General features: G+C 48.3%; 20 protein-coding genes. 8 read left to right on the top strand and 12 right to left on the bottom strand.

Annotation, left to right across the window (positions count from 1 at the left end; all coding sequences use genetic code 11):
* The 7 genes from HZB31_01055 to HZB31_01085 all read left to right on the top strand — a co-directional run bounded on the left by HZB31_01055 (position 1) and on the right by HZB31_01085 (position 3,815).
* A complete protein-coding gene (locus HZB31_01055) occupies positions 1-243 on the top strand; it encodes a type II toxin-antitoxin system HicB family antitoxin (protein MBI5846541.1) in 243 nt (80 codons plus the stop codon).
* On the top strand, positions 243-467 hold the full coding sequence (locus tag HZB31_01060; protein ID MBI5846542.1) for a type II toxin-antitoxin system HicA family toxin: 225 nt from the start codon (positions 243-245) through the stop codon (positions 465-467). The genes HZB31_01055 and HZB31_01060 overlap by 1 nt, the downstream gene beginning before the upstream one ends.
* A 306-nt stretch (positions 468-773) precedes the next feature.
* Positions 774-1,946, top strand: a complete 1,173-nt coding sequence (locus HZB31_01065; GenBank protein MBI5846543.1) for an ATP-binding protein — start codon at positions 774-776, stop codon at positions 1,944-1,946.
* A gap of 352 nt (positions 1,947-2,298) precedes the next feature.
* Entirely contained in the window at positions 2,299-2,655 is a 357-nt protein-coding gene (locus HZB31_01070) for a type II toxin-antitoxin system RelE/ParE family toxin (GenBank protein ID MBI5846544.1), read from the top strand.
* Positions 2,652-2,927, top strand: coding sequence for a helix-turn-helix transcriptional regulator (locus HZB31_01075; GenBank protein ID MBI5846545.1), 276 nt, complete (start codon positions 2,652-2,654; stop codon positions 2,925-2,927). Before HZB31_01070 ends, HZB31_01075 begins: the two co-directional genes overlap by 4 nt.
* Before the next feature lie 47 nt (positions 2,928-2,974).
* The gene (locus tag HZB31_01080) at positions 2,975-3,322 is read left to right on the top strand and encodes a DUF3024 domain-containing protein (GenBank protein MBI5846546.1); all 348 of its coding nucleotides are present in this window, start codon (positions 2,975-2,977) and stop codon (positions 3,320-3,322) included.
* On the top strand, positions 3,315-3,815 hold the full coding sequence (locus HZB31_01085) for a hypothetical protein (GenBank protein ID MBI5846547.1): 501 nt from the start codon (positions 3,315-3,317) through the stop codon (positions 3,813-3,815). Before HZB31_01080 ends, HZB31_01085 begins: the two co-directional genes overlap by 8 nt.
* A gap of 76 nt (positions 3,816-3,891) precedes the next feature.
* On the opposite strand, the gene HZB31_01090 is transcribed toward HZB31_01085, so the two are convergent.
* The 12 genes from HZB31_01090 to HZB31_01145 all read right to left on the bottom strand — a co-directional run bounded on the left by HZB31_01090 (position 3,892) and on the right by HZB31_01145 (position 13,989).
* The gene (locus HZB31_01090) at positions 3,892-4,098 is read right to left on the bottom strand and encodes a hypothetical protein (GenBank protein MBI5846548.1); all 207 of its coding nucleotides are present in this window, start codon (positions 4,096-4,098) and stop codon (positions 3,892-3,894) included.
* Between the two features lie 328 nt (positions 4,099-4,426).
* Positions 4,427-4,732 carry a hypothetical protein gene (locus tag HZB31_01095; protein MBI5846549.1) on the bottom strand — a complete coding sequence of 102 codons (306 nt, stop codon included), beginning with the start codon at positions 4,730-4,732 and terminating at the stop codon, positions 4,427-4,429.
* Positions 4,733-4,764: 32 nt separating this feature from the next.
* The gene (locus HZB31_01100; GenBank protein ID MBI5846550.1) at positions 4,765-6,138 is read right to left on the bottom strand and encodes a hypothetical protein; all 1,374 of its coding nucleotides are present in this window, start codon (positions 6,136-6,138) and stop codon (positions 4,765-4,767) included.
* Between the two features lie 83 nt (positions 6,139-6,221).
* The gene (locus HZB31_01105; GenBank protein ID MBI5846551.1) at positions 6,222-7,703 is read right to left on the bottom strand and encodes an AAA family ATPase; all 1,482 of its coding nucleotides are present in this window, start codon (positions 7,701-7,703) and stop codon (positions 6,222-6,224) included.
* A 321-nt stretch (positions 7,704-8,024) separates the two neighbouring features.
* Positions 8,025-8,255 carry a DNA mismatch endonuclease Vsr gene (gene vsr, locus HZB31_01110; GenBank protein ID MBI5846552.1) on the bottom strand — a complete coding sequence of 77 codons (231 nt, stop codon included), beginning with the start codon at positions 8,253-8,255 and terminating at the stop codon, positions 8,025-8,027.
* 221 nt (positions 8,256-8,476) lie between these two features.
* On the bottom strand, positions 8,477-9,511 hold the full coding sequence (locus HZB31_01115; protein ID MBI5846553.1) for a DUF1016 domain-containing protein: 1,035 nt from the start codon (positions 9,509-9,511) through the stop codon (positions 8,477-8,479).
* A 345-nt stretch (positions 9,512-9,856) separates the two neighbouring features.
* Complete coding sequence (locus HZB31_01120) at positions 9,857-10,162, bottom strand: HigA family addiction module antidote protein (GenBank protein ID MBI5846554.1); 306 nt, start codon at positions 10,160-10,162, stop codon at positions 9,857-9,859.
* A gap of 9 nt (positions 10,163-10,171) precedes the next feature.
* The gene (locus HZB31_01125; GenBank protein ID MBI5846555.1) at positions 10,172-10,450 is read right to left on the bottom strand and encodes a type II toxin-antitoxin system RelE/ParE family toxin; all 279 of its coding nucleotides are present in this window, start codon (positions 10,448-10,450) and stop codon (positions 10,172-10,174) included.
* Positions 10,451-10,573: 123 nt separating this feature from the next.
* Positions 10,574-11,794, bottom strand: coding sequence for a hypothetical protein (locus tag HZB31_01130; protein ID MBI5846556.1), 1,221 nt, complete (start codon positions 11,792-11,794; stop codon positions 10,574-10,576).
* 89 nt (positions 11,795-11,883) lie between these two features.
* Positions 11,884-12,096, bottom strand: a complete 213-nt coding sequence (locus tag HZB31_01135) for a dodecin domain-containing protein (GenBank protein ID MBI5846557.1) — start codon at positions 12,094-12,096, stop codon at positions 11,884-11,886.
* 152 nt (positions 12,097-12,248) lie between these two features.
* Complete coding sequence (locus HZB31_01140) at positions 12,249-12,797, bottom strand: hypothetical protein (GenBank protein MBI5846558.1); 549 nt, start codon at positions 12,795-12,797, stop codon at positions 12,249-12,251.
* Between the two features lie 64 nt (positions 12,798-12,861).
* A complete protein-coding gene (locus HZB31_01145; GenBank protein ID MBI5846559.1) occupies positions 12,862-13,989 on the bottom strand; it encodes an Ig-like domain-containing protein in 1,128 nt (375 codons plus the stop codon).
* A gap of 1,149 nt (positions 13,990-15,138) precedes the next feature.
* Here HZB31_01145 and HZB31_01150 point away from each other — a divergent pair.
* Positions 15,139-17,259: an ATP-dependent Clp protease ATP-binding subunit gene (locus HZB31_01150; GenBank protein ID MBI5846560.1), complete on the top strand. Its 2,121-nt coding sequence runs from the start codon at positions 15,139-15,141 to the stop codon at positions 17,257-17,259.
* The last annotated feature ends 310 nt before the right edge of the window (positions 17,260-17,569 follow it).

The following is a 17,569-nucleotide window of genomic DNA, read 5'->3' on the forward strand; positions in this document are numbered from 1 at the left end:
ATGGCTGAAATATTTCTGAAGCTGCATCTTGAGGCCCTTGAAGAAGGCGGTTTTGTTGCAACGAGCCCTGACTTGCCCGGTCTTGTGGCACAAGGCAGAACAATGTCAGAGACCGTGGAAATAGCGCACGATGTTGCGAGGAAACTCTTCGAATCCTACGAAGAGCACGGCGACCCTCTTCCTGCCAGCATCAGAAGACCATCAAGAGAGATTGATATCGATATTGCTGTCGGCATTGCCTGATGGGTCCGCTTGCCGGATTCAGGTATAAGGAGGTTGTGCGTAAACTCAGAAATACAGGATTTGTTTTTGACCGTAATGCAAAAGGCAGCCACGAGATCTGGTGGCACCCAACTACCCGCAAAAGAACCACCATTCCAAACCATCCCGGAGATATTCCTGAAGGCACCTTGAGGGCCATACTGAAACAGGCGGACCTTCCCGTTGAAGAATTTCTGAAATTGTAACTACGGAACACGGCGGCTCAGATTTTTTGAAAGCATCTCTCAGATCAGTTTTCCATCTCTTCGATATATTCTCTCACCAACTCCATAACAATTCCGGCATCACGGTATCTCTGCTGACATTCGCTCGCAGCAGCTTCAGCAAGCCCGTCGAAACTGCCAAATAGCAATAGGCAAGGCTGACCATGCTCAGTGCTGCAGAGATTTATTGAAAGCAGGCTATGCTGAGCGCCAGTGCTGCTATTCCCTGAAGGTGAATATATAAGCTGATTTATTTGCTTTCAGGCAAATAAATTGTATAATAGTTTCATGCTGAAAAAACGGTATTTAACCTCATATATCGTTGATGACCTTAAGGATAAGATGGTATTTGTTGGCGGTCCGCGTCAGGTAGGAAAGACGACCCTCTGTCAAAACTTCATTGGAGCCTCATTCAATAACCCCGCATATTTTAATTGGGATAACAGAACCGACAGAAAGACTATCATGACAGCCTCGTGGCCAGGTGACGCCGAACTCCTTATTTTCGATGAGATTCACAAATACCGGCAGTGGAAGGGGCTCATCAAGGGGGAATACGACAAACTTAAGGACAGGTTTAAGTTCCTTGTTACCGGCAGTGCGAGGCTTGATCTCTACAGAAGAGGCGGAGATTCTCTGCAGGGGAGGTATCATTACTACAGGCTTCATCCCTTTAGCCTGGCCGAGATGGAAGGGATTCCATACAGGTCCTTTGTGGCCGGTGAATTGCCGATGGGAAAGGATTTTTATCAGGATGCCCTCAATACACTGGACAACTTTGGAGGGTTTCCCGAGCCTGTAACAAAGCAGAGCAAACGGCAGCTCAGGCGCTGGCATAATGAAAAGATCGAGCGGATGTTCCGGGAAGATATACTGGACGTACAGTCAATCAGGGATATCGGGAACATGAAGCTCCTTAGCGACATCCTGTCCTCAAAGGTCGGCGCCCTTCTGTCGCTCAATACCATACGGGAAGATCTCGAGGTCAGCCACCGCGCGGTGACGCACTGGATGGATATACTTGAGGCCTTCTACTACCACTTCCGCATCTATCCGTTCTCGGCAAAGAAGATACGATCTCTTAAAAAAGAGCCTAAGCTTTACCTGTGGGACTGGTCAGAAGTCGAGGATGAGGCTGCCCGTTTCGAGAACCTCATTGCGTCCCATCTCCTGAAATTCGTGCATTTCATCACAGATAATGAAGGCCACAAGGCTGAGCTTTACTATCTGCGGGATGTTGATAAGCGGGAGGTCGACTTTCTCGTGACCATAAAAAACAGACCCTGGTTTGCCGTTGAGGTAAAGCTCAATGATACTGCCCCCTCCCCAAACCTGCTCTATTTCAGGGACAGGCTGGCTATCACGCATCTGTTCCAGGTGGTGAAGAAGGAGAAGACAGACCGGCTTGAGAAGGGTGTAAGGATAATTTCTGCAGGAAAATTCCTTGCAGGGCTTATATAAAACTGACTGCGTCCTTTACCACGTCCTGCGCATCCATTTGCCGGTTTTCTTGACCGTCGCGTCTCAGGTTAATTTCCCAACTCTTCGATATATTCTATCACCAACTCTATGACAATTCCGGCATCACGGGTATCTCTGCTGACATTCGCTCACTGCGGCTTCAGCAAGCCCCGCGAAACCTGCCAAACAGCAATAGACAAGTCTGATTTAGTTGTTGCTTGTTTTGCAAACAAAAGACTGAGAAATAATGCTGCATGATCATCGACATTTCTACTTTGACTTGAAACTCCAGCACACAAGCCTCCAGCGAATAAACCTTGACAAGTGTTAACATGCAGGTTAACATATTCCTGTGGGTAAGACCATAAGATTTTATAGAACCGTTGACGGGAAATGCCCGGTGCAAAGATTTCTCGATTCACTGCCCGGCAAGGCAGCGCAAAAAGTAGCATGGGTGCTTGGCCTGATCGAGGACCTTGATGTCGTGCCCTCGATATACCTCAAGAAACTCGTGAATACTGAAGAGATATGGGAGTGCAGAATTCAGCTTGGCTCGAATGCATACCGGATATTCTGCTTCTTTGACGGCAATTCCGTTGTCGTGCTAACCCACGGATTGACCAAGAAGACGCAAAAGACCCCTCAGCGTGAGATTGAGCGGGCCGAGGCTTATAGAAGAGACTATTTGCAAAGGAGGACAAAGAGATGAGTGATCTAAAGAAATATGTTACCGAAAGAAAGAAGAGGGATAAAGCTTTCGCCGAAGGATATGACGAGGGTTACGAACAGTTCAAGATCGGCGTGGTGCTCAAACATGCCCGTGAGACGGCAGGACTTACACAAGAAGAACTTGCCCACAGACTGAAGACCAAGAAGACCGCTATCTCAAGGATCGAAAACCATGCAGAAGATATAAAGCTCTCAACCCTGGAAAAAGTAGCCCATGCCCTTGGAAAACGGCTCGAAGTAAAAATAGCCTGAGTCAAAACAGACAGGCAATTTTATAAAAGTGGAACGTTGAAAAGAATATGGCACTGAACGACATAGAAAAGAAAAGGATAGAGAAGGCGGTAAGCGCCTCTATGGAGAAGTTACGGCCTGCTCCGCATATTCGCCCGGACCTCGATTACGGGTATACGATCTCGGGCCAGAGTATTGAACTCTTCGAGATACGGCCACAGTGGAACAATCCGAAAATCAGGCATGAGAGCCCATTTGCCAAAGCGACATTTGTACGGACCAAGGGTAAGTGGAAGGTGTTCTGGATACGCGCTGATCTGAAGTGGCACAGCTACTCACCCCTGCCTGAGATGAAAGCGATTGAGGATTTTCTGGCTGCAGTAAAAAAAGACGAATACCATTGCTTCTTTGGGTAAGTTCGATGCCCAACTCACCAATAATCCAAACCGGCTCCACTTTTTGCACCAATTATTAACCCGGCAATATATTATCGCAAGCCGTCATCCTCGCTTGTCGGGGATCGGACGGCGTAACACGGCAAAAACAAAGAAAGATTCCGGACGAGCCGGAATGACAAGATTAAACTATTTGATTGCCGGGTTAATAGCTGACTCTCGTAATGCTCTGATATCGAGCTGGAAGGTCACCCCAGCTTTTTTGCTGAAATCAAATCAGCTGCACTTGAAACAGATTGATCTCGCCGTAGAAGAATTTCTGAAATTGAAGACAGTGCCTTTATTCTTTTCCCGCTTACTTGTAAACATCTCCTCGCGGGCCGATCTTTGTGATCAATACGGTGTTCCCAATCATGGCAGCAAGTATTCTGTATTTCCCAACCCTGATTCTGTATGTATTTTCTTCTCCAGCGATTGGCTTGATGTCTGCAGGAAATCCGTTGGTAAGCTTTGACAGGACCAAATCAATTAAGCCCTTATATTCTTTTGGCAGCTTCTTGTAGTCTTTTTTGCGGCGCTCTGCGAAAATTCTATCTCAAATCTTGCCATTTAACGGTTTCGCCTTTTTTGTGTTCGCTTTTGGCTTTGCTGATAAGTTCTTTTTCTTCTTTGGCAAGAGGAGAAATATCACTCCCTACAACTGTTTTCCAGAAGACATCTATTAAAACATCTCCAGGCAGGGTCTTCAGCATATTAACGAGGGCATCTTCAGGCATGGTCAAGGTTTTGCTACTCAATTAAATCACCTCCATATACTTCATAGTCGATTTATTATATCACAGGGCCTGTGCAAACAGACTTGGGTATCCCTTTATGTTGACTTCCATGCTCCCCTGCCAGCCCTCTGATTTTCCGGACCCGATCTACTTCACTTTTGTGCTTTAGTTTTCCAGCTCTTCGATATATTCTCTCGCCAACTCAATAACAATTCCGGCATCACGGGTATCTCTGCTGTGTACAGACCAATAAGCTCCCTGCAAATAATAATCAAGCACGTCATCAATCTCTTGTTCGGCTTCTTTGATCTCTTCAATATCGCTAATAATAATGAATCAAGAAATCTTGTCAGTTATTTGTTGAGCCGTGAATAACCACAACTTTTCCGGCGACTAAATCAAGCTCATAAGCAACGCCAGTAATATTGCAAGCAATTTGAAAAGTGGAGATGTCATAGCTGTCTTCCTCGTCACGTTCACCAGTCGCAATTTCAGCCTGCCAATCATCGAACTCTTCTTGTAACTCTGCAATTGCCTCTTCTAAAGACGCAAAGACATAAGGGCAGTCATTGTCGTCGTAAAGATTATTAATCCATCCTTCGCAGAGGGAATATTGTAAGATTTCATGCCCACTGCTATTTCTAGTGCCCACCATAAGATTCCGAATAAAACATAAATATCAAGTAGCTACACTAAAGCGGTGCCAAGCTGAGCCACCATCTCATCAAGATTCTCGCCCATAGGCAGAGCCACCATTGCCAACTCAATTTTTCGTCTACCTGCATATATCGCAGCCTTATGACTTAACATGCCGCGCTCCTTTAGTGATATCCAAGTGTCGAGTGTGCACGGATAGGCAAGGCAGGCTGTCGTAGCCTGACTGTCTGATAATGTTGAATAAGCCAGGACTTGAAGTAAATCATCACGATGACGTTCACGAAGTTCATCTTCCAAATCCGTCCAACGTTTTTGCTGTAAATTCTCCAAGTGATCTTTGTATTTTGCGTCCACGAAAATAGTTCTGTCTTCCTGCTCGATGACCAGATCAGGCAGAAGATATTTTTGTGAACCAAGAAATGGACGCTCCCAGGCAATAGGGGTAATGGTTTCACGTCGTCGACCAACGCGAAGCACGCCGCCGTAGCGCTTTGTGAATTGTTGAAATACTGTTTCAACCCATGCTTCGTAGAACTGCTCCATAGACATAACCCATGGAAGGCCAGACCAATCTGTCATTCCTCCTAGCCCGGTTTCCTCAGTGCTCCATGTGATAGCATGCAATCCATCAAAGAACACTTTCGAGGCAAGCGGGGCCCGAAACCAACAGTCCAATTGTTTTCGAGTCGGGGGCAGCGGCTTAACATCAGCGACTATGCGTAAAAGTGTCATGCAAATTTGCATGAGTTCTATTACGATCATGCCTGCATGACGTTGCGTTTCAAGAGATGCGAGCTGCTTTCTTAGGACATAGTGAATGGCCGCAAATAACTCGCGATTACTTCGAAGATCAGGATATCGACACGGGACTTCCATAAACTTCATGGCAGGTAGCTTTTCTGTAACGTAACGCCCCCAATCAACGGAACCACGTGGGGCAATGCGTACATCTTCAACGATTTCGAAACGCCGCGAAAGACTTGCGAGCATTGCTTTCAAGCGCGGGAGAATCGTTGCAGAGAGAATCCAGGGCGGTATTTCGCGCTCAGTCTTGGGTAAGAGTTGGAGCTGTAGAACTTCCGGGATAACTTTAAAGCCACTCAATCCAAGCGAACGGCCCAAGCCAGACCAGCCAAATCGAGGACGAACAATGAGCGTTATCTCAGCTTTTCCAGAGATGGGTGAGATTAATGGAAAGGCGCCTATCTGTGAGCCCGACCGAAAAACAATAAAAACTGTGGCCCCGTCAAAATCGACACGTGCCTCAATACTGAATTGTGCCAGAGTTTGTGCGTTGAGTTGTATAAAGCGATGCGCAAGTTTTGCTTCTCGCGTCGAGTCGACTTGGTTTGTTTTCGCAATTGCTGAAGCTGGAATACGAGCAATAGAAGTGTCGCTCAGCAAGATAGCTGCTGTCGTAGTTGGCTCGATGCGACCTATAGGCGAGGTTAGTCGACTGAGTCGGGTTCTTTTTTGAAGTCGCGGACTCAATCGGGAACTGCCGTCAGAGATTCTACCCACTGACAGTAACCGCGCACGTGATCCGCAAAGCTCGTCACGTAGCCTTGCGCCAGATATTCTGCCAGAAGAGGAAGCAAGTTTACCTGCAGGGAGTTCAACGCAGTGGAATCGCGCCCGTCTTTGGGTAAAAAGTAGGAGTGGCCGGGCATCAGCGCGAATGCATCTTCGGAAGCATACTCAGTAAATATCGTGAGTAAACGCTTAAATGCTTCTTCAGCCAGTTTGCTCCCAGAAGCCTGGACTACACCGAACTGGGGCCAGAGCTTTACGAAGGCGAAACGGCGGCGGATAGCAACATCTACGATTGCAATACTTCGGTCGGCACTATTCATTGTTCCGAGAATATAAAGGTTTGCTGGCAGTGCGAGTTTGCTGTGAAACGGAGGACCAAAATCATATGGAAGCGTAATAGCGCGTGGTTTTTCCTCCGCATATTCAAGGAGAAAAACGGCTTCCCCGAGAACTTTGGAAAGATCAGCACGGTTAATTTCATCGACATGCAATAGATATGGTTTTGGGCTGCTATTTTTTGCAGCGACAGCAGCTTTCATCAGTTCTCCCATAACTGGCTCGAAGCGAAAGCCCATGTTACTAGTTGTCGCTGACGGTGCTAATCCTCCAACAAAATTCTCGTAAGTTGTGTTTGGGTGAAATTGTATTGAATGTCCCTGCCCTGCGTATTGATTCTGTAGAAGCTCCAAGGCCAGTCGAGTTTTGCCAGTTCCGGGTGGGCCTTCAAGCACAACATACTGACGTTCTGAAAGAAGCTTAGCTACTTCGTTTGTCGAGATGTCGGGCATAAGACATCTGAAATATTCGGCGCGGACTGCCTCGTATTCGTCTTGGTAGCCTTTTAGAGGAAGGTAACCACGCTCCTCGAAGTAAAGATCAAGAAATGCTTTCAGTGCGAATGCTGTCGCAGCACGATCCTCTGCCGGCCGATAAATCGCATGAACGTCTTTTCCGTAGCGTTTAAGAGGCGCAGCGTAATAATCGAATTCTTTGGCTACATTTCCCGGGACAGGTAAGTCAGTGCGCGTTGGATCGTATTTTGCCCAAGCCGCAAAACGTTTCTCACGTTTATTAATCGCTTCACAAATCGCTTGTGTCTTTCGGGCATGGCCTTGTCTAGCGAGGATTGCCTCATCAGGATGCAATCCTGTTGTGCCGGTTCCAAGTGTAATCAAACATGGAGCACCTTCCACAGGAAAGATACCAATACTCATGCCGCCGAAGGGTCCCGACTTCGGATTCGATGGCTCGATAAGGCAAGAAAAAGGGATATTGTTCTCGTCGTTAAATTTGGGAGCGCGAATCTGGACTGCTTTTTCGGCTCTCTTTTCGTAACGACCTGTGTCGCTCCCAAAGAGTTCCTTGAAGGCTGCCTCCGCAGTTTCGCTCCATGTGGCCAAATCGTGATCGTAGATTAAGTCCAGAAGTTTTTCCACTATGTCCCCTCTCTTCGGTTGGTATTATATTATGCCATTCATGATATTCTCGTCGCATGCCTATGGCCGATTCTATTTTGTCTTATTTTATTGTAAAGTCAGCCTCGACAATTGACATTTCTATTGCTCCCCAGCTTTCCCGTCAATCCTCACTGACCGTAAATGGTGTTGCCTAAAGCGCGAACTGTTCCCATCTGCATGCCTGAATACGGCGTCCCCTTTGTTTTTTAAGAGCACATTCATCCGCTAAAGAAGACGGTAGGAGACCAAGATAATTCTGAACGCAGTGCGTTCATTTATTGCAGTAATTTTAGCCTTTCTTCATCCGGGAAGTCCCTCATGCCCATGCCAAAAACATCCATGCACAAATATAACAGTTTTATGCTTTGGGAAAACAAGATCAGGTTTGCCCGGCAAAGTCTTGTCATGAAGTTTGTACCTGAATCCTTTTGAAAATAAGTATTTTCTGACAAGGAGCTCCGGCTTGGTATCCTTGCTCCTGATCCTCGACATATTATAACTTCTGGTTTTTTTGTCATGAACATCTGCCATTGCACTATTATCAGCAACTCATCGGAAAATGTCATGGCATTAGCAGCTTCTTCCCCCCGCTTTTGCCGAACAGATGCAATTTGCACAGACCGCCTGGTAGATCAGCTTCTCAACACCATAACGGCAGTAACGCGTGATCAGTGATGCGTAATGAGTGAGACCACCTGCCGGCCAGCCGCTTTACACTGACAGCGAGCGTGGACTGAATTGAAAGCATACATTTATTTGCCCAGTCTCTGTTGCATTTCAATCTCCTGCTTTTCACGCAGCAGTTCTTTCTTCAGCTCGTCTTCTGATGGCAGATAGAGCTTATACCGTGAGGCGAATATGCGTTTATTGCCCTCCGGCAGGGTGTAACGCACAACTGCGTCGCTTTTGTCAGCGCAAAGGACGATGCCGATGGGCGGATTTTCACCTTCCGCCATCATCTCCCGTTGGTAGTAATTGACATACATCTGCATCTGCCCGAGGTCCTGATGGACAATCTCGCCGATCTTCAGGTCGATCAGAACGAAACTGCGGGTCAAGCGGTTGTAGAAAACAAGGTCAATAAAAAAATGCCGTCCGTCGAGCGTTATACGCTGCTGACGTGCCACAAATGCAAAACCCTTGCCCAGTTCAAGCAGGAAATGTTGCAGCTTGTTGATAAGGGCCTGTTCCAGATCTTTTTCAAAAAAGCGATCGGCCTGCGGGATGCCGGTAAATTCAAGCACATAAGGGTCTTTTACGAGGTCAGTAGGTGAGGTGATTTCGTGCCCTTTCTGCGCCAGTTTCAGGACGCCTTTCTTGTCGCGGCTCAGAGCGAGCCGTTCAAAGAGAAGGGAGTTGATCTGCCGCTCAAGTTCGCGCGTTGACCAGCGGGCATTGACCGCTTCAATCTCGTAGAATGCACGAGCCTCGGGTTTTTCCACCCGTAAAAGGAGGCGGTAGTGGGTCCAGGTCAATTGTAGACGCACTGCGTCCACAATTGGATAGGCGAGATAAAAGGCCCGCATTTTTGATATGTTTGTCCTGTCAAAACCTTTGCCAAATTCGGTGGTCAGACGTTCTGAAAGAGCATCAAGGAGATAACTGCCGTAATCGGCTCTCTTTTTTCCTTTCTGCTCTTCTTCGATAATAATACGCCCAATCTCCCAGTAGCTCACTACCATAGCGGCATTGACCGCCTGCCACGCTTTGGCGCGGGCCTCGGAGAGTATGGCCTTAACCCGCTCAAATATGACATCGAGATTATTGGTGCGTTTGATTATTGACATTGCCGTAATTTTACCCTTTTATTATTCAGAAAGTCCTATGTGTCCATGCCAGAAACAAGCCTCTTATATTTTGGAAAATGGAATCAGAAGTTTTTTCCCCCCGCTCTTACAACCCCACTGCTTTTGCCGATCAGACTCACTCTATGCAGACCGCCTGATAGACCAACTCCTCAACACCATAACGGCAGTAATGCGTGATCAGTGATGCGTAATGAGTGAGAGCACCTGCCCGTCCAGCTGCTTTACAGCAGTCCGGCAATCAATGTCACTGCGGTCATCATGTATATTGCAGATCTCTTCATGTTCTCATCCCTGTGCATGCAACTCCTCTCATGTCCCGCTCAATTAGGCTGCATGACGATGGACGCGTTTCTCCACTTCAGCTCCGATTGTCCGTTGGGCAATACGAAGCTCAAAGTCAGTCTGCAGCCCCATCCATACCTCTGCTGACGTGCCAAAGTATCTGCTGAGACGGATTGCCGTGTCGGCAGTTATGGCACGCTTGTTGTTGACAATAGCGCTTATGCGACCAGGCGGCACGGAGATGTCGCGGGCGAGCCTGTTGATGCTGATCCCCATCGGCTTCATGAATTCCTCAAGGAGGATCTCCCCCGGGTGAATAGGCTCAAGAAGTTTCTGTTTTGCAGTCATATCACACCTCTAATGGTAGTCGGTTATTTCAACGTCACAGGCATCTCCGTCTTTCCAGCAAAAACATATTCGCCATTGATCGTTGATCCTGATGCTGTATTGTCCCTTGCGGTCGCCCTTCAGGGCTTCAAGCAGGTTGCCCGGCGGGACCCTGAGGTCCTCCAGCCGCCTGGCCTGGTGAAGGTACAAAAGCTTACGCCGTGCAACCCGCTCGAATGAACGAAACCCCGGCACGTCCAGGTCATTGAACAGTTTCTCGGTTCTTGCATTACGGAAGGACCGTATCATTGCTTATAATCTATTACGTACTGCGTAATATGTCAAGCGGTATGGATCGGTGAGGGACATGGTGGGATTTCAGGTGAGGATCTCAGCGATATACCTCCATCTTCATTCCTCAAAGGTTGCCGATTACCCGAAAAAGTCGTGGTTCGGCAGGGTGTAGAGCTGTCTGATATACGAACCGAGCGTCTCCGGCAGATATCTGCCCCATATCTTGATCGGTACATCTTCTATCTCGATGCGCGGACTGAAGCCGACTGCAAAGAGGAACTCCACAAGAAACTCCACGTTCATCGGGATGTAGCCCTTGTACCGGCTGCTGTCGCGCTGGTTGATGATCCGCTCTTCGTGGATGCTGCTGCCCAGCTCTGATTCCACCAGGTCGCTGAAGGTCGTAAGGATCACCTCGATACTGATCCGTTGGGAAGCCCCTTCAAGCAATGGCTCAATTCCCTTTCTCAGTTCATCTTCAGATATCCCGCGGTCTTTAACCCGCTCCCAGGCACGCGTATCCCTGTATCGCCGGCATACTGACTCAGCGTCCCAGGGCAGCTCAAGGACCAGGTTCAATGCCTGATACTTGCCCCTGAACCGCTCCTGCTCAAGAACCGTAATATCACCGGCAGCCTGAAGCTCCGCAGTTAAACGGTCAAATGCATCTTCGTCTCCGACAATCTTGATTGCGCCGGTGTCCTGTATCATCAGCGCATTCCGGTCGAACCGGATGCTGCTGTCTTTGAAGCTGCGTGCGATCAATTCCTCTGCCTCGATGAACTCCCTGTCCATCTCTCGGGGAGGGGTGATAAACTGCTCGAGCGGAACCCCTGAGCGCTCTGCCCTCTCCCGGGCCATCTGCCCGGCAGCTTCTTTCACGTTTCCGAAGATCCATTCGGCAATGCGGCGGTTGGCCTTTTCCGCTATCCTCTTGGGGCGCTTTACGCGATAGGACCCGAGCATGCGGCCGCGGTCGTCAAGAAAGACCGAGGCATTGATCGGCGTCTCCTGGTAATAATAATCAGGGTTCTTCCGGTATCTGCTTAGCAGCTCGGCAATACGGGCGGACTGCACTCTGCTGTCGCGGCAGAGCAGGTCACGCAGCTGTCCCTTTCGACGGATCTCTTCCTGCTGTAAGGGAGCCGTGCCGGTCATGCTGATCAAACGTCTGCTTAAGGCCTCAAGCGTTTCCCTGATGATGAAGACATCGCAGATCAGGATTTCGGTCAGGCTGCGGCCGTCACCCGGCTCAGGCCGGTTGCAGAACCAGCGCTCAACAATGCTGAAGAGTCTGTCCCTGTGTGCAAAGGAAGTAAGATACATCCGGATATGATACGCAAGCCGCAGGGGAAGCACAACAAAAGCCCCGGGGAGTAAGGCGGGAAGAGCAGGGATGCCTGAGCGGCATCCCTGTCTAGAAGAGAGTGAACCGTTTTGAGTATCTCTTATTTCCCGTGATATTTGAACGAGAGTTTAACCTTTGCCCTGTATGCCTTGATCTTGCCGTCCTCGATATGCATATCGAGCTTCTCAACCTCTGCTACGCGCAGATCCTTAAGCGACTTGGAGGCGGTCTTGACTGCAACTGCCGCAGCTTTCTCCCATGATTCCGTGCTCGTTCCTACCAGTTCGATCACTTTGTAAACACTTTCAGACATGGTCTGCTCCTTCCGGCACATCTGCCCGGCCGAAGAGGCCGGGTGTGCCTGGCTCAGTATTTATAGAGACGGCAAGGCCGCCGTAAAAAAGTGTCTCGCAGGTCTGCTGATGTTTCCCCGTAATAACAGCCGGCAGGTGCCGGCCGTTCAGATCATTTAGCCGGCTGCGGGGCAGGGTAATACTTCTTTACATCGGCCAGGATATCCTGCTTCAGTTTTTCGAGCTCCTTCCTGAAGGTATCACTGGCCAGAACCCTTTTGGACAATGCATCAACCCTTGAGGAGATCGTGTCTTGCATAAGCTCGCCAACCTGCGCTGTCTGCTGGTTGAGCGATGCCTGGGTCTCACTGAGCGATGTCTGCGTATTGAGCGCAGCCTCGATGAGTCGTTCGATCTGCGCGTTGTTATCTGCCAGTTTTTGATCTATGAACTCAAGGACAAGAAGAAGCTGATCGAGCTTGTCTGCGGTCTGTCTCGTCGATATTGCCGTTAGCTGCGAAGTATCGGCTGTTTGTCCCTCGCAGACGCCGGATCTGCCTACATCCGGTGATGGCACCCATCTGCCGAGACAGATGACCGAATTTGTTCCGCCCCGAATAATGGTATATCCTCCGATATCCTGAGTCTGAGCCAGGACCGGTGAGGAGCAAACGATAAAAAACGAAAACCAGATTGCCGTTGCATATATGAGACGCTTCACAATTCCTCCTGTAATAAGACGGTTCGATATTGTTTCCATTGAGCAGGCTGCTGAAATTATTCCTTCACGTCTGACGCGGCGTCGGCATGCTCCATGCCTTTCCGGGAATCCCGGTGAGACTTGAAAGCAGAGGCTCCCATACCTGTCCTCTCATATAGGCCCGGTACCAGTTCATCCATCCTTCAGCCTCTGTTTCAGGATATCCATGCTCCAGCGCGGCATGCAGGTTTCCGACCGGCATGGTAAACCCAAGATTTTCATAATAGTTTGATGCGCCGTGGAGCCACTCATGAAGAAATACTTCACCCCAGGGCCTGCCTTCCCGAAACCACCACCATTGCTCACCCGTAATGATACTTGAATAGGTAGTTGTCCCATCGTTTATGAATACACCTCCGAGACCAAAATATGCCGGTATTGGGCCGCTGTTCCAGACGATATGGACCGAATCATACTTCCCTTTGGGTGCATATAGCCCAAGGTCATCCCGGACATCATCGTAACTCAACCAAAAATAGTCCCCGAAAGGAGAAACTTTTTCAATAATACGGTCTGACACAATAATGTCATAATGCGTATCGACAACACCGTCTGAGGCGTCAGCTGCCAGATCGGAGAAATTCAGAAATGCCCGGAGCAATGAAGCGGTGTGGCTCTCCGTAATACTGCCGGCATATCTTTTTGCCGTTCCCTGTTCGACATATTCGGCATTGGTGTGGGGATAGACAATGAGGAGATGCGAGTATGTTGCCAGGCTGTTTGGAGGGGGGGCTGTTGTGAAGTCCCATGTAACGCTGTTTTCAAGGGGGATGCCGTGACTGTCTTTAACATCTCTGGTTATGGTAACCGTATACGTCCTGGCGTAATCAAAAGAGTTCATGGGGATAAATGTGGCAGAGGCCCCATTGACTGTTACAAAACCTTTCACTCCTTGTACCGTGACGGTAATGCCTGTTACGCTCATCGGGTCCATCGGCCGGGAGAATTCAATAGTTACCGCACTGTTAACAGCTACCTGCCGGGAGTCTGCTGCGGGACTGACTGATATAACAACCGGGCTTGACGTTGTGTCGGTAATCCCCTCGCCCCCGCCTCCCCCACAGCCGGAGATGAAAAGTATTACTGACAGAAGAGCAATGATCAGACTGAAACTGGCTGATTGCCGCGGATTTATATAACGGTGTCTGTTCATGAGTCTCCTCCTGACCCAATTTATAGCATATAACAGGCAATATGTCATTATGTACTGCCAGGTGCTTAGCGCCAACGTGGACAATACCGGTTATGCCTTTCTGAATGAAGAAGCCTGGCAGCTCCGCAGGATAAGAGCGCGGCTGCTGCGCACGGTCTTGATCGGACTGCATAGAAACATGGCATAATAGAGAAGATGATGGAAAACGAGTCTTCAGCTGCGGTGCTCTCTCTGCCAGGGGCAGATCAGACAGCTTCCCCGGAAGTTACGATATGGTGTATCCATTTCGAATGCTATAAGTATCTCAGAGTATGCAACCGGTGCCGCGTCAGGATAAAGTGCGCGAATTATCAGGATTACTGGTCTCCGCGTTTTGATTATTGATCTGCGGTGCACAGAACTGAAAATGAATGGTGGAGCTGATCGGGATCGAACCGACGACCTCTTGAATGCCATTCGATTCAGGAGCAAATTAACAGATCGGCTACTGGTAACGTTTTGGTGATATCTCTTTGAATTTAAAGTCTTTTTAGGCTTCTGTATTTTTCTATATTTTCCTTTATTTTCTGTCCTCGGAGCTACATTCGGCTACAATTTGGCTACAGTGACTTTCAATAGAAACAGCTCAAAAGATATTGTCTCTCTGAATATAATCACCCGCAGGTTCCATTATAGATGCCATCAGAGTGAAGCATATTTCAGCTGAAATGATCTTGCCTGCCCACGATGAATTATTATGTATTTATAGACTGTTAAGTTGCTATAATCCTCATAATTGTCTCGTTGCCTTATCCTTTTACTAATGAATATAATAGCCAACTGCTGGATTACATTAAATCCTGGGGGGAAGAATGAGCGATTACAGTGCATGCCCACATTGCGAAAGGGAAGCCGAAAAGGTCATTTCATCAAATTGGTTCCCGATATATTCATGTGATGAGTATGGTGAAAATATTGTTCTGAGGATGGACCGCCATGCCCGGAATGCGACGCATCAGGCTATAGTGAGATTGGAAAAGTGTATGCCTAAGTCGACAGGGTAAAATCCAATATTGGACAGCTTACAGCAGCGGGCAAATTCGTGAGCTATGCACCTCAAGAGAATCAATCACTGGTTTGGATAAGGATATGACCAAGAAGGCCCCGACTATGCAAAATCTAACCTCTGGCGCTCAGTACTTGATCATGCTTGTTATTCAAAAGGTGAATGACAAGGATCGGGCCGAGCCTGGCATTAACGATTGGCTTTTAACTCTTTTGGAGCGTCACGCGGAGATGGTAAAGGCCAAGGTGAAGGTAATAGATATAGATCAACTCCATGGCCGCCTGAAAGAGCAGCTTCTGAAGGGAGATATTGGGGCGCTTCTGCCGGTGGATGCAATAATTAGCAGATCTGTCGAACATGCCCTTGCCAGAGATAAGAAGCAGGCATCAGAAGCAGACATCGCCGCAGTTATTCTTACTGCTGCCGGCTATGAGATAGAAGTAGCGGATGAATCTTCCACCAAAATCGAACAGATACAGTTCTCTCTGTCCATACCTACCCTGCAGAAATTTGGGCGCAATCTTACCAGGGAGGCATCAGAAGGTAAATTAAGCAGTGTGCTTGGTCGCGATGAGGAGGTGGAACTCCTGATCGAAACCCTATGCAGGCGCACCAAGCGAAATCCTCTGCTTATCGGACCGGCAGGCGTCGGCAAAACCGCAGTAGTTGAATGGCTGGCTCAGCTCATTGATCAGAATAAAGTCCCTGAGCTGCTTTCCGGCACGATTATTGTGGTGCTGCAACCATCTTCTCTTACGGCGGGTGCAGCATTGGCGGGTGAGCTTGAAAAGCGGGTACAGGCCATCATTGCAGAAGCCGCTCAGGATGGGATTGTTCTCTTTATTGATGAGGTCCACACAATTATTGGGGCTGGGGGCGCATCAGAGCGGGCTGATCTGGCAAGTATGCTTAAGCCAGCGCTGGCAAGGGGTGAGATAGCCTGCATAGGAGCAACTACCGATGATGAATACCGCCGTTTTATAGAGACTGATTCTGCCCTTGAGCGCAGATTTCAGCCCATAAGGATACAGGAGTTGACTGCAGACCAGACGTTTGTTGTACTGCTGAGCCTGAGGGACGAGTATCAGCATTTAAGAGGTATTACGATTGAAGACAATATACTTCGGTGGCTCGTAGATTTTGCCCATAAATACATGCGGAACAGGTATTTCCCTGATAAGGCAGTTGATCTGCTGGAACAATGTGTAGCCCATAGTCTTGCCCTTAGAAAAGACTCTGTACAGATAGAGGATGCTGAGGCGGCTGTCGAGCGCATGGTAGGAATGCCGACAGATCTTGATATAAAGCTAAGCCTTCTTAAAAAGAGCCTGTCTGAGCGCTCGTTAGCGAATGGGGCATTTCTTGAGTCCCTCCTGAACAGACTTCAGATTACCATGCGGGGACTTGATCTGCGTCCCTTGCGCCCTAATTCAGTCATATTATTCTATGCAGAAGCTGTCAGATATAGTGAATCCGTGGCTGAGACGATTGCAGAGACACTTTTTGGCAGCAATGAACGGATTGTTAAAATAGATTTCAGCAGATTTTCAAATCCTGCGGATATATCCCTCCTATTGGGAGCCGCCCCGGGATATATCGGGTATAGTGAAAACCTGCCATTACATCGGATTAGGCAGATACCGTGGTGCGTGGTCTTTTTCGAAAATATCCATGAGGCAGCGCCTCAGGTCCGTGACGCGCTCAAACAGGCTCTTTATGACGGATTCTTTATTGATGGCCAGGGGAAAAGGATCTACCTGAGTGACACTGTTATTATCCTAACTGTGGGTCATTCCCTTGGATCGAATCATATACGTGGTTTTGACTGTAAAGAGAAAGCGACTGACCATGAGAATCGCAAGATGATCGGCGATATTTTGGGTCATGATTTCATGGGTGCTATTGACATGATCTACATGAACCCACCGGACCCAGACGAGGGCCTCAAGCTCTGGATCGAGCATAGTCTTCTATCTGACTTGTTATTGCGATGCAGGGAGCAGGGATTGAATTTGCAATGGGATGGCAGCCTTGTCGAATGGCTGTTTTCACAGCGTGATGATAATGCAGCTCAATGCGAATGGGAGCGTCTGATAGATGACAGTCTCAGCCCTGTCCTGATCCCCTATTTTCATAAGGACGGAACATTAGGCAACAATTCTATTACCATAAGCTATGACGGACAGCGCATCGTTGCACAGTGCTGTCCGCTGAATAAGGAGTAAGCCTCTTGGAGTTTTCGACAGAGGCTCAGAATATCTGTTATGAAAAAGTCCTGCATTGGCTCAAGGAATCTGGTGAAGACTACCTTAAACGGGAAGATGAACCGATATTTTCCGTAAACAAGGGATCGGCCGTTGCCCATATAGGAATATGGTCCTTTGGTCATAGTGAGATAACGTATCATATTTTTCGCACAATTGAATCATGGTGACCTCAAAACTGGTAATGTAATTTGTCGAGAAAAACATAGCCAGAGGAGGCACACCATGACTCAGAAGAATTGTAGCAAAAAGATGGGCAAAATAATCCAGA

The sequence above is a fragment of the Nitrospirota bacterium genome (assembly GCA_016235245.1).
In the GTDB taxonomy this organism is placed as follows: Bacteria; Nitrospirota; Thermodesulfovibrionia; order Thermodesulfovibrionales; family UBA6898; genus UBA6898.